Source organism: Pantoea sp. Morm, assembly GCF_016643525.1.
In the GTDB taxonomy this organism is placed as follows: Bacteria; Pseudomonadota; Gammaproteobacteria; order Enterobacterales; family Enterobacteriaceae; genus Pantoea; species Pantoea dispersa.
The window spans coordinates 1-12,793 of the sequence record NZ_VOQX01000111.1 but is presented as its reverse complement, the minus strand read 5'-3'; the positions used below and the strand labels follow the sequence as shown (position 1 = coordinate 12,793).

Annotated in this window: 8 protein-coding genes and 2 pseudogenes; 3 read left to right on the top strand and 7 right to left on the bottom strand. The window is 48.6% G+C overall.

Translation table 11 applies throughout. The annotated features are described in order from the left end of the window. Nucleotides 1-17: 17 nt before the first annotated feature. Nucleotides 18-1,163: pseudogene (locus FT726_RS23600) on the top strand (IS3 family transposase). A gap of 188 nt (nt 1,164-1,351) precedes the next feature. Here the strand turns inward: FT726_RS23600 and FT726_RS23595 are convergent. The 4 genes from FT726_RS23595 to FT726_RS23580 form a co-directional block, all read right to left on the bottom strand. Next, a complete protein-coding gene (locus FT726_RS23595; protein WP_407075087.1) occupies nt 1,352-2,032 on the bottom strand; it encodes a VIT family protein in 681 nt (226 codons plus the stop codon). 66 nt (nt 2,033-2,098) lie between these two features. Next, nucleotides 2,099-2,665, bottom strand: a complete 567-nt coding sequence (locus tag FT726_RS23590) for a cytochrome b/b6 domain-containing protein (RefSeq protein ID WP_346303555.1) — start codon at nt 2,663-2,665, stop codon at nt 2,099-2,101. Between the two features lie 741 nt (nt 2,666-3,406). Beyond that, on the bottom strand, nt 3,407-3,988 hold the full coding sequence (locus FT726_RS23585; RefSeq protein ID WP_346303554.1) for a hypothetical protein: 582 nt from the start codon (nt 3,986-3,988) through the stop codon (nt 3,407-3,409). A 657-nt stretch (nt 3,989-4,645) separates the two neighbouring features. Next, nucleotides 4,646-5,674, bottom strand: a complete 1,029-nt coding sequence (locus FT726_RS23580) for a RepB family plasmid replication initiator protein (RefSeq protein WP_346303553.1) — start codon at nt 5,672-5,674, stop codon at nt 4,646-4,648. A gap of 619 nt (nt 5,675-6,293) precedes the next feature. On the opposite strand from FT726_RS23580, the gene FT726_RS23575 reads away from it, so the two are divergent. Continuing rightward, nucleotides 6,294-7,414 (top strand): IS3 family transposase gene (locus FT726_RS23575; protein ID WP_346303552.1). Its coding sequence is split into 2 segments (ribosomal slippage): nt 6,294-6,552 and nt 6,552-7,414, totalling 1,122 coding nucleotides; the frame shifts between segments, so codons are not numbered across the junction. 739 nt (nt 7,415-8,153) lie between these two features. Here FT726_RS23575 and FT726_RS23570 read toward each other — a convergent pair. From FT726_RS23570 to FT726_RS23560, 3 genes are all read right to left on the bottom strand, one after another. Continuing rightward, nucleotides 8,154-9,128 (bottom strand): ParB/RepB/Spo0J family partition protein, encoded by a 975-nt coding sequence (locus FT726_RS23570; protein ID WP_346303557.1) that lies wholly within the window; start codon nt 9,126-9,128, stop codon nt 8,154-8,156. Beyond that, nucleotides 9,125-10,333 carry an AAA family ATPase gene (locus FT726_RS23565; protein ID WP_346303551.1) on the bottom strand — a complete coding sequence of 403 codons (1,209 nt, stop codon included), beginning with the start codon at nt 10,331-10,333 and terminating at the stop codon, nt 9,125-9,127. The genes FT726_RS23570 and FT726_RS23565 overlap by 4 nt, the downstream gene beginning before the upstream one ends. A gap of 692 nt (nt 10,334-11,025) precedes the next feature. Beyond that, complete coding sequence (locus FT726_RS23560) at nt 11,026-11,583, bottom strand: hypothetical protein (RefSeq protein WP_346303550.1); 558 nt, start codon at nt 11,581-11,583, stop codon at nt 11,026-11,028. Nucleotides 11,584-11,778: 195 nt separating this feature from the next. Here FT726_RS23560 and FT726_RS23555 point away from each other — a divergent pair. Beyond that, nucleotides 11,779-12,793: pseudogene (locus FT726_RS23555) on the top strand (IS3 family transposase); the annotation flags it as partial.

Here is a 12,793-nt window from a genome sequence, read left to right as displayed (position 1 = left end):
CTTAAAGAGAGGTGCCCATGAGCGGTAAACGTTATCCCGAAGAGTTTAAAATTGAAGCAGTCAAACAGGTTATTGGTCGCGGTCATTCTGTTTCCAGCGTTGCAACACGTCTCGATATCACCACCCACAGCCTTTACGCCTGGATAAAGAAGTACGGTCCGGACTCATCCACTAAAAAGAACAGTCAGATGCTCAGGCCGGGATCCGCCGACTCCAGAAGGAGCTGAAGCGGGTTACTGACGAACGGGACATATTAAAAAAAGCCGCGGCGTACTTCGCAAAGCTGTCCGACTGAGGTACGCCTTTATCCGTGACAACGCCCGTTGCTGGCCTGTTCGCCTGCTCTGTGGGGTGCTGGATGTTCATCCCAGTGGCTTTTACGCCTGGCTTCAGCAGCCGCATTCACAGCGCCATCAGACAGACCTGAGACTGACAGGACAGATTAAACAGTTCTGGCTGGAATCGGGATGCGTCTATGGTTATCGCAAGATCCATCTGGATCTGCGGGACTGCGGGCAACAGTGCGGAGTCAACAGAGTCTGGCGACTGATGAAACGTGTCGGGATAAAGGCTCAGGTCGGATACCGGAGTCCGCGGGCACGTAAAGGCGAGGTCAGTATCGTGTCGCCCAACAGGCTCCAGCGGCAGTTTAATCCGGATGCTCCGGATGAGCGTTGGGTAACCGACATAACCTATATCAGGACACACGAAGGCTGGCTGTATCTTGCCGTGGTTGTTGATCTGTTCTCACGCAAAATTATCGGCTGGTCCATGCAATCCCGGATGACAAATGACATTGTCCTGAACGCACTGCTGATGGCTGTATGGCGGCGTAATCCCCAAAAACAGGTGCTGGTTCATTCGGATCAGGGCAGTCAGTACACAAGCCATGAGTGGCAGTCGTTCCTGAAATCACACGGCCTGGAGGGCAGCATGAGCCGTCGCGGTAACTGCCACGATAATGCGGTTGCAGAAAGCTTTTTCCAGTTGCTGAAACGCGAACGGATAAAAAAAAGATCTACGGAACGCGGGAAGAAGCCCGCAGCGATATTTTTGATTACATCGAAATGTTTTATAACAGTAAGCGTCGGCATGGTTCTAGCGATCAGATGTCACCGACAGAATATGAAAACCAGTATTATCAACGGCTCGGAAGTGTCTAGATTATCCGTGGCGATTCAGTCCCAGCAGAGTTAAACAGATGTGTCCGGTGATTTTACTGGATATCCAGAAATTTAGCGGTCCAGTTCAGCCGCCGCGATCACTACGGGTGTCTATGGGTTTGCGCGCGCTCTGAAGAGGAATGATTATCTATGTATGACTCAAAAAAAGAAGTAGTGAACAGTAAAACTTATCCGGCAAAGTGCCCGAACAACGCGCCTGTCACACCAGATAACGCCATTGCAAGAGTACTCCAGAAACTGACTCGTATAATGCTTCGCATCACCGGTGCTCCGCCGGCTCTGGCTGCAACGGCCCCCAGAGCTATAAGTGCCAGTAGAGCTGATATAACGATACCAGCTATACCGGGATACGCCAGTGCTACAACGAGTGGAATTACCGCCCCCACGGTAAAACTACCCGCAGAAAACAGCGCAGCCTGAAGTGGCCGCGCAGCTGAGATATCAGAGATGCCGAGCTCATCGCGGGTATGTGAATCAAGGGCGTCATGTTTCATCAAAGCAGTGGCAACGTCATGCGCTAATTCCCTGCTGAGGCCACGTTGCAAGTAAATGGTGGCAAGTTCGTGAGTTTCAGCCTGGAAGTTGCTTTCCAGTTCAGCCTGCTCTTCAGCAATGGCGGCGCGTTCGGTATCAGACTGCGATGAAACAGAGACGTATTCACCTGTTGCCATAGACATCGCTCCTGCCACCAGCCCGGCCACACCTGCGAGAAGAATATTCTGAGCTGAGCTGTTGGCAGCTGCCACGCCAGTCAGGAGACTGGCTGTAGAAACAATGCCATCATTGGCGCCCAATACTGCGGCACGGAGCCAGCCAGAGCGTGAAATTTTATGAGTTTCTCCAGGGATCACGATCACTCCTCTTATTGAAAACTCTGTGCGCCTCATGACGCGCGCATAATTGTTATTTACGGACTATGATATGGCTTTTTTTCTTGCCAGAAACATATGCAATAAACCCATCAGGCCGTGCGCATAAAAATATATTTCGATGAACGTCGTCAGAAATTTATGCAGATCTATATAGTATTCAGTTGTATAAGATGAGGCTTTCAGAAATGTTTCCGCAATAAACCAAATTCCGCCGGAGCTTGCAACAACGATGAGTGCAAGAACACCAAGTCCCTGAACAGCAGCTGCAATGCCACCCCGGGAAGCTTCGGGCAGCTTGAACTGACTTATCAGTTTGATGTCGCGCCTGATGCCGCTGAAGTCTAACATGGCCCATGCGTAGTACCAGCGGAACCCTCTCTGTGAGATCATCCATGCCAACAGTGCCACGCCCAACAAGAGCAGCAAAAAGCCTGAGACAATGTGTATCCATGTCATTATCCCTTCGAAACTGCTGTCGGAAAGCAACTCTGCGTCAATGAAGTTGGAATTTACAATCTGCGATAAAATAAGTAGTGCAATAGCAATGTGAAGCCCGCGAAAGAAGGGGGCATAGCTATGCGGAATTGCACCCAATAACTTAGATTTCATGACCGCTCCAGAAAAAAGACTTTTCAAATATCTTAAGTTGGAAACATTAGTTTTTCCTTAGCGATATGAATATGTGAGCGAAAGAACTCAGTATACAGGGACGTTATTGAATGAAAACTATTCCCGTCGGCATGATAATGCGATTCCAAGAACACCGGTCCGGTTTTAAGTTGCATCCCGTACCTGATTACACATCATAAATCTATTTGTTAACGATATTTTTTATCATGATTTTACGTAATACCAGACACAGTTTTCTGTAAATACAATAAGTTCAGCAAGCTTGAATGGGCTAACAGAAAACTTCTGCTTTCGCCCTCCAGAATATCTTAATAGCACATTAAATGCATTGACCGGCTCCCCGTTGATTAACACACCGCGATGTTAATAATGGCTTCACAAGCTACATGAGGACATCCTCATGTAAAAGCGTTTTTCCGACGAACAGATCGTCAGTATCCTTCGCGAGGCTGAAGCCGGGGGTTCTGCCCGTGAACTCTGCCGTAAAGTAGCCGAGATTCGCGGCTTAGCGCCATCACTGGCAAATGTGGTTAGCCTTAACCAGAAGTGGAAAAGTAAACGTTTCCCGCTGCCTGAAGTAGTTCCCGTTTGCGATTATCTGGAGTGGGACATGCTGTATGTCCGCGCGCTGAAGATCCTCTACCACCTGCGTAACTTCACAGCATAATCAGATCTGGCGCGCGTAAAGTAAAAAACCCGCGAAATGCGGGGTCCCGGGGATTATGATGGGCAGAATCCGACAACCGGTGTCGTATAGAGGGAAATTATCAGGACGATGAATTTCTGCACAGTAAGCTGAATTTCATTAGGATGCCAGCCACTGAGATCAACATGCATGCCTTTGTTCCAAGGAAGGAATCCTTTGGCACCTATACCGAGTTTGCTTAAACGATCCTCATACACCTGGCCTTTGCCGTTGTAGATACGAACATCGCACTGATAATAAAGTCTGTTGGCCCAGATTTTAGCGCCGTTGACTGTCTGCTCTTCGTCAAAGACAAGATGCTCATACCAGGTCAGCAGGAACATGTATGAGCGGCTGGTCAGCCCCTGTTGCTGGAGCCCACGCTCTATCTTTTCGCCTGCAATTTGGGGTGCTTCCACTTCAATGCCGGCATCGTCGGTAAAGTAATAACATCTGAGTGCAATTCTGCCGGCAACAACGTTTCTGGTTTCATCCAGATAGCCAGTATCAAACAGGTGCTTGATAACGTCTTCGTCAAAAGCAACCTGTGTGGTCAGCTTTACTATGGCTTTGGTGATGCGGGTATGATCATCGTCAGCAGCACCTACACGATCCATAGTGATCTAGGTGTGGATCTCATCGTCTGGTTCAATGAGTTATAACTGAGATAGCTTATAGAGTGCGTCAGAGGTGAAAAAATAGCCATAACGACGAAGGCAAGTTTTAGTTTACCACTTCAGTTTATCGTGAGCTTTTACTCTCTATAGCTTATATAAGCTATAAGGAGTGACTATTCTGGCATGATCATAAGCTATAGTGAGTAAAGATAAGCTTTAGGGGGTGATGTGAGTTCCGATATTTTATAATTGTTAAGCCAGAATAGCATATAATTCATTTAAAATCATAATGATAGACACAAGCAAGAAAGACTCTGACTTGTTAGTCATAAGCTGTAGTGAGTAATCAGGTGCTTGCCATCACTGCATAAGCTGTAGTGAGCAAAAAAAACGGTAATTTGCGTTTTTATAAACTGTAGTGAGAAACAATCTCCAGTGGGAGGGCTTATATAAACTATAGTGAGTAACACCTACTCCTCAGCGCATAGATATAAGCTATAAGGAGTAAAATGCGTCTTTTGCGCCACAAACCTAAGCTGTAGTGAGTAAATTTTTTATAAAATTTATAAAATACAGCGAGTTAGTATAAGGCTGTACTTACAGCCTCATTGATTCTTTGCTCTCCAGAGAAGAGAACAACTCATCACAGCTTATGTGCTACTGAGACTTAAAAATCTTTTCCAGATCCTGAAGAGAAATACCGAGCTTATCCAGAAGTTCAATCTTTTCCTGCAGTTGCGGATCGAGTGGCTCTTTTGTTTTCGTTTTTGCCTTCGGTGCTTCCAGTTGTTCCGTCTTGGGCGCTCTGAGCTTTGGATAGCGATTGTGGACCTGGAAGTAGACACTGCGTCCCTTCTGGACTTCGCTATAGTCCAGATAACCAATCTCTTTGAGCTGCTCCATCGCACGGCGCACTGTCTGGTTCTGCGAAAACACAGGAGAACGCAGATTCAACCTTTCGCGTAGGCGCGCCAGGGAGATAGGGGCCGGGTTTTTGGGAAGGCTTTCAATGTAAGTATAGAGCGCCTGAGCGGACTCACGGCGTTTAAGCGCGTTGATCGCCTTGAGCTGCAGTAAGACCTTGTGATCAAACTCGTAGAGCTCGAAAAGCTTTGGGTCAGCCTGCAGGATAACAATGTCTTTTTTGGTATCGTAAAAAGCAGACTGGACCAGATGCGTGATGTATTCTTTTGCATCGTCGCCGCTTTTTGAAGAGAAAGAGATGGTGGTGCTGGCAATACGCTTCAGAGACGGGCTGATACGCTCTCTGAGCTGCTTTGAGGAGCGGCTTGAGGGGATGCCGCAGAGCTTGGCAAACTCTACAAATGAGAGCTGTACCTTGTCGCCAATGACCTTGTCTTTGTGCTTTGCAAAGGAATGGATGATCCCAACCCAGGTCTTAAAATCGTTATCCATATCCAGCCGCGGGCCGACTATCTCAACCTTTTCATAGCCTTCCGCTTTTGCAAGTGACAGACGCGTCAATTCTTCGGTCGCATCGGTTGTTGAAGATGTGTTTTTCTTGCTGTTTTTTAACGACTTAAGCGTAGGGACAAATACGCCCAGGCGCATCAGTGCCACCGGCTGCACAGTATTATTGGCATTCGGCGTCAGGGTTACGATTTCCCCGGATTTCGTGTCTTTTTCTTCAAAAAGCTTTGCTAAGTCAAGATTGTCGCTGGCCACAAGCGTTCCTGCACACGTTTCAGAGGATCGTTGAGCATGATCAACCGATCCGGATTGTGAATTGTTAGATAACAACTCGCCAATGATCGAAGTAACTCTCTGACAGGCAATCAGATTAGTTATCCACAATCAAAACGGGAAATGAGCGATAAACTCACTATAGCTTATGTGTTTTCCTAATTACAGCTTATATTTTACTTTCTATAGCTTATTGTGATCTCTGTATAGCTTATATTTTACTTGCTATAGCTTATACGGACCCCTGTACAGACCAGAGCTGGTGCGGCCTGCGGCGATCGGGGATCTCTTTAGGATCTATAGAGGATCTCATTAGGATCAATTTATTGGGATCTATCGCGTGGATAAGTGGATAACTCTAAGGGCTCTCTGCTTAACAGGCATACCAGCACAATCATCAATGGATCATTTACATCCGATTTCTGCTGCAGATAAACGTCACTGTAGACCGCTCTCAACCAGCCTGTATTTATGTAGTGATGAAAGCACTGTGGTGCTATGGGGTAAAAAAGAAAAGTTATGAGAGACCTTGACCTGCTCCCCGTTGATTAATACACCGCGATGTAAGTAATGTCTTCATAAGCCACATGAGGACATCCCCATGAAGAAGCGATTTTCCGACGAACAGATCATCAGTATTCTCCGCGAGGCAGAAGCCGGGGTTTCGGCCCGGGAACTCTGCCGCAAGCATGCTATTTCAGACGCTACCTTCTACACCTGGCGCAAGAAGTTTGGCGGCATGGAAGTCCCCGAAGTGAAGCGGCTCAAGTCACTTGAAGAAGAGAACGCCCGCCTCAAGAAGCTGCTCGCTGAAGCCATGCTGGATAAGGAGGCGCTTCAGGTGGCTCTGGGCCGAAAGTTCTGACGACAGACCAGAAGCGGGAAGCCGTGGAAGTCATGTGCGAGACAACAGGTCTGTCGCAACGCCGTGCCTGCAGGCTGGCTGGTCTGTCCCTTTCAACCTGCCGTTATTCGGCTCAGCGTCCGGCTGCTGACGCGCAGCTATCTCTGCGTATCACAGAGCTGGCACTTGAACGTCGCCGATTTGGTTACCGGCGCATCTGGCAGTTATTGCGTCGGGAGGGCCTTCACGTCAACCACAAGCGGGTTTACCGCATCTATCACCTTAACGGTCTGGGTGTAAAACGCAGGCGACGCCGTAAGGGGCTGGCGACTGAGCGGCTTCCGCTTCTCCGCCCGGATGCGCCGAACCTGACATGGTCGATGGATTTTGTCATGGATGCACTTGCCAGCGGCCGCCGGATTAAGTGCCTGACCTGCGTGGATGATTTCACGAAGGAGTGTCTGACGATCACCGCCGCTTTCGGTATTTCAGGCGTCCAGGTCGCGCCTATTTTGGACGGCATCGCGCTGTTTCGTGGCTATCCGGCAACGATAAGAACCGATCAGGGCCCGGAATTTACCTGCCGTGCGCTCGATCAGTGGGCTTTTGAGCATTGCGTGGAGCTGCGGCTTATTCAGCCCGGTAAACCGACACAGAACGGATTTATTGAGAGTTTCAACGGACGCTTTCGGGATGAATGCCTGAATGAGCACTGGTTCAGCGATATTCTCCATGCCCGGAGAATCATTAATGACTGGCGGCAGGACTATAACGAGTCCAGACCTCATTCATCGCTGAATTACCAGACGCCGTTTGAATTTGCAGCATGCTGGCGAAACGGGAAACATGAAGAAAAACCAACCGACATTACTAACTGAAGGGTGTATCTAATACTGGGGGCAGCTCAACCTCTCTGAAATTGTATGACAGCTGTTTTGCGCCCAGTAACGGTTAATCAGACTTTCTCTCTTATACGATCGCTCAGCAGTAATCTGCTCGTAAGAGGAACGAAAATTATGCTCTGATGTCATATCCCAAATATTAGGGACTACAAAATGGTATGTGAAAAAAGTATTGCTTTCTACTTTTAACTAATTGTATATAATTGATATTCTTAATTTTATTAGACTTAATTGTATATTTTTTGTACATGCCCATAAGATATAGAAAGTAACGTTATCAGCGCGGCCACCACAACGATCGGAGAAGTTTTTTAAATAAAATATACGCTGAGACGCTACAAATATTCCTTCTCCTATTGGTCAAGCCGTGGACAACAAATAGCGGTTCCAGTTAACAGACCATATGGCGTCATGAGTGGTGCTACGCCATCAAAGTGGTCATTGTGATTCGCCCTTCCACTTTTGTATGATTAACCGATGATTCTCTAAAAGCTGAACGTTGAGGATTCAGGGGCCTGGCAGATTAAGCAGTTGAGTCATCTGTGAACGCAAAACCCTACATAAACAGTATGTTCAGTGATGGGAATTTCAGGTTGAAATTTTTCCAAATTAGCGATATGTAACAGCAGGTTAGAGAGATTTCTTGGTGGGTATCCAATAAAAAGGGGAGATACTCACTGGAGTAACTCCCCTTCTTTTCACGCTGGATTGAAAATTATTTTGCGAGCATCTTTTCAATAACGGCTTTCACAGCATCATCCAGCTCTGCCTGCCAGGCCACAGGAAGACGCGAAAATTCATACGTCACAAGGCGCTTTTCGGCATCCGTTTTTTTCCGCGCAAACTGCTTTTTATCGCCGAATTCCGCTATTTTTTCGGTCACGACTTTTTTCGCATCACGCGTTGACTTAGGTTCAGCACTGGCTGCACGAAAGTAACTAATAATCTTTGCCTTAACAGCCGGATCATCGTGCTCAGTGAGCGCATCATGCGCAATACGTTCACGCACGCCCGCTGCCAGTTCCCGGACACTGATTTGCCTGCTCGCCGCTTTCTCTGCAATATCCAGTAAGGTCTTATAGTCGTTTATAGAGAGCTCGCCGACGGACGGAAAGACCGCAATCATTTCATCGGGTACCGACGCCGCCTGGAAAGCACGCGTGACTTTTGCCGGCGACAGCCCTTCCGCTACAGCAATGTCAGACTGATTCATATGCTGCGGGTACATCAGCTTAAGGCGATTACCCAGTTCACGCAGTGTATGCTCTTTTGCCGTCTGAATGTCGATGGCCAGCTGCCGGGCGTCTGAAAGCGACAGCTCATCTTTCGTCACTAACACTTCAAATGGCATACCGCTGTAGAGACACGCGGCCCTGCGGCGTGAACCGTCCAGGACTTCAATACGCCCGTCTACCTCACGGCCAATAGCCGGAAAGAACTGCTGCAGTTTAATGGTGCGTGAAATATCGCTGACGGATTCTTCAGTCAAAAAAGCCTGATCGCGGCCGTTAATCGTGGCATCCACATAAGTCTGCGTTTCGATGTCATCGTGCAGAATCTTGGTAAGCGTAAACCGCGCGGTGACACCGGATTTAAGGGTAAAAGTACGGGCACTTTCCGTTTCGCTCAGCATTTTGCTGAAGCTGGAGTTACCCAGAGTACGTCCCATTTTCTTCAGTTCTTTCATTATTGCATCCCTCTGACGAACTCAATCCGTTTAAATACGGCCTGAGTAAAGCGTTCGGCTTCACGTTTGGCATTTTTGAGCGCTTCTGAACTGCCCGGATATGACTGTGGATCGGCACTGACGATGGTGTCGAACGTTTCCCCGCAGCGCTCAAACCCATCCAGTCGGGGAAGTGTGGCGTCCAGGATGTAAGACGTAAACACGTCCCGGGCCAGCCCATGCGTCATCTCATGATCACGTTTGGACGTCATCTTGGACATGAAGCCGATATTTCCTTTTATACGCGGTGTAATCCCCTCCTCTTCCAGTTGCTCCAGCATATCGGGTAAGCGGGTGAGATATTTCAGGGTTGAGTGGAAGTCCACCTGCGCAGGCGGTGTTGGCGTGAGAAGCAGATCGCTTGCCGCAATGGCATTAAGCATGAATGCGTCAAGATGAGGCCCGGTGTCGACGAAGATGAAATCATAGTCGCTTCCTACCCTGTCGATAATGTTTCGGCGCAGGACTTCAGAAGGTAACACGCCGGGCAGGTGTTCCTGAACCAGGCGATCCCACTGGCTGGCAACAAATCCATCATCAATGGAAGCCGGAATAATATCCACACCCGGAATGATGGTTGGCTTGATGATTTGTTCTCTGAGCTGTTGCGAATCAAGATCATTCAGCATGGCCTGAGCGGCGGTTTCGACAATCGACCCTATGCTGTTTGCCTGATTCAGGAACATGGTGCTGGATGCCTGCGGATCCAGATCGATAACCAGATTACGCAAATCATACTGCAGTAAGTCAGGGTGAACGCGTAATCCATGAGCAAGCGTCACGGTACTGACCGTTTTGGACACCCCACCCTTGAGATTGACGACGAAGATCACAAACGGGCCTTCGCCCTTATGGATGTCTCGGTATTTTGGCACCTTCCGGTGAGCGTAGATATCAACAACGTCTTGAACAGTCAGCGCGTAATGTTTCGCATTCCCGGCATCCTTTTTGCCAAACACATGCCCTTTGGATTCCATTTCTTCAATGGCCTGTTCAACAGCACGGCGGCTGAGCTTAGGCAGATTGGCCACGGCATTACGTGTGAACGTCTGATAGAACTGATCGAGACCGAATTCCTGGCGCTTATCGATAATGTCATCACTCATGCTGCGCAACATAGCATTCGCTCTGCGCGCAGTTTCATCCACTCCACCATAGTTACTTTTCATCACCCGCTCCACTGACAATTAATTTCGTCAGTGTACACTCATTAATGCTTTGTGCAACATTTTTATGTATCTACTAAAAAGTTGTACACACCGGGTTGTATGTATTTATTGCCTCTTGTTCTGCTTTTACCAGGGATCTGGTAACAGGCTGCGGGTGAAATGCCGCAAGCCCCCTGCCCTTTAACTGCCATGCATCTCACGTATCTGGGTCTGAAAGCAGGATGAAATTCCCATGCGAATTTCAAAGTTAATTTATTGATCTATAATGTTTTTATTGGTTAATTTCAATGTGAAATTCCCAAGGGGTTTACTGCTTAATCACGGTTTGAACAGGATTTTAACCTGATGGTCAGGTGGATGGACACCAGCTCTTATAAGGTCACGATGAGCAAGCATTACGGGCTGTGAAATGTAGCTTGGCGCTGATTCACCGCCAACAGATACTGCATTCAGCTCCAGACTTGTTGAATCCGCAAAAGAGGTGGAAAGCTGATGAGGTCCTACTCATCATACTGACCTATATAATCGTAGCGACGATAATCAGTAAGTATGCCCGACTCATGAACATATTAACGGATACAGACCAGACACGGAGTTTTGCAAAGACGATCGCCCCGGCATAGAGGTCGCTGACTGTATTACGTCAGCCAGCACCTCGTGGATGACCATGGATCCCCACCGGTCCTGCTTGCTCAGGCTGCAGAACCTGATTTTTCAATGACAATGGAATGCCCCAAATCGTGACCTCTAAACCACGCAATCAGGTGACGGACACAGATGCTGCTTTCCGGAATAACATTCTGTTGCCAGCCGAGCAGAGAGGCTTGGGTTCGGGCGAAGCGTTCGAAGAGGTTAAGATACGTATTTGCAAACACGATGGTGCGTTTTTGAGGCGCGTACTTGACGCCTTCGTCTTCAGGGAAGAAATAAGCAAAGTGTTTGGGATAGCTGTTGGCTTCGCCGGCAATCGCAAACAGATCAACGATTTTGTAACGGCAGCCGGGCAGGGCAATCAGCCGCGCATCAATATGGCGTTGCAACCAGGTCAGATTATCTGAAAAAAGTTCGTCCACCACATCGGAAACTTCCTGCAGGCCGCGATTGGGTAATCCAAACCATGCGGAATAATGCTGTGCCCTGGATTTTCCCACCCATGTCGAAATATAACCAACACCCTGCACCAGCTCCTGTTCATCAAGACCGGCTATCTGCGGGAACAGTTCGTCTGCGGTAAGGGGATCTGAAAGCACATCAGCGCGCAGTTGAAATGCTTTTCGAGTGTCCGGGTCGCTAAATTCCCGGGCGAGCTTAAAACAGATAATGCTGAGCTTTTCTTCAATGGACTGAAGTAAGGTGGTGCCGGTTCGCGTGGCAACCGGATATGAATCGCCACGGCTTTAACAGAAACCTCGGAGTCATTTAAGATGGCTTAAAGAGAGGTGCCCATGAGCGGTAAGCGTTATCCCGAAGAGTTTAAAATCGAAGCAGTCAAACAGGTTGTTGATCGCGGTCATTCTGTTTCCAGCGTTGCAACACGTCTCGATATCACCACCCACAGTCTTTACGCCTGGATAAAGAAGTACGGCCCGGACTCATCCACTAATAAAGAACAGTCAGATGCTCAGGCCGGGATCCGCCGACTCCAGAAAGAGCTGAAGCGGGTTACCGACGAGAGAGACATACTAAAAAAAGCCGCGGCGTACTTCGCAAAACTGTCCGACTGAGGTACGCCTTTATCCGCGACAACCGCCGTTGCTAGCCTGTTCGTTTGCTCTGTCGGGTTCTGGACGTCCATCCGAGTGGATTTTATGTCTGGCTTCAGCAGCCACATTCACAGCGTCACCAGGCAGACCAGATGCTGACCGGGCAGATCAAACAGTTCTGGCTTGCGTCTGGCTGCGTCTATGGTTATCGCAAGATCCATCTGGACCTGCGGGATAGCGGGCAGCAGTGCGGAGTGAACCGGGTCTGGCGGCTGATGAAGCGTGCCGGTATAAAAGCTCAGGTTGGGTACCGTAGCCCACGGGCATGTAAAGGCGAAGCCAGCATCGTGGTACCGAACATGCTCCAGCGGCAGTTCAATCCGGACTCACCAGATGAGCGTTGGGTGACGGACATAACCTACATCCGAACTCACGAAGGCTGGCTGTATCTGGCCGTGGTGGTTGACCTGTTCTCCCGGAAAGTTGTCGGCTGGTCCATGCAATCCCGGATGACAAAAGAGATTGTCCTGAACGCATTATTAATGGCGGTGTGGAGGCGTAATCCTCAAAAACAGGTACTGGTTCATTCTGATCAGGGCAGTCAATACACGAGCCATGAGTGGCAGTCGTTCCTGAAATCACACGGTCTGGAAGGCAGCATGAGTCGTCGCGGTAACTGTCACGACAACGCGGTTGCGGAAAGCTTTTTCCAGCTACTGAAACGCGAACGGATTAAGAAAAAGATCTACGGAACACG

Excerpts from the sequence above, each read along its gene's own strand:
- FT726_RS23590 (WP_346303555.1), bottom strand. The coding sequence starts at position 2,665 with ATGAAATCTAAGTTATTGGGTGCAATTCCGCATAGCTATGCCCCCTTC.
- FT726_RS23585 (WP_346303554.1), bottom strand. The coding sequence starts at position 3,988 with ATGGATCGTGTAGGTGCTGCTGACGATGATCATACCCGCATCACCAAA.
- FT726_RS23565 (WP_346303551.1), bottom strand. The coding sequence starts at position 10,333 with ATGAAAAGTAACTATGGTGGAGTGGATGAAACTGCGCGCAGAGCGAAT.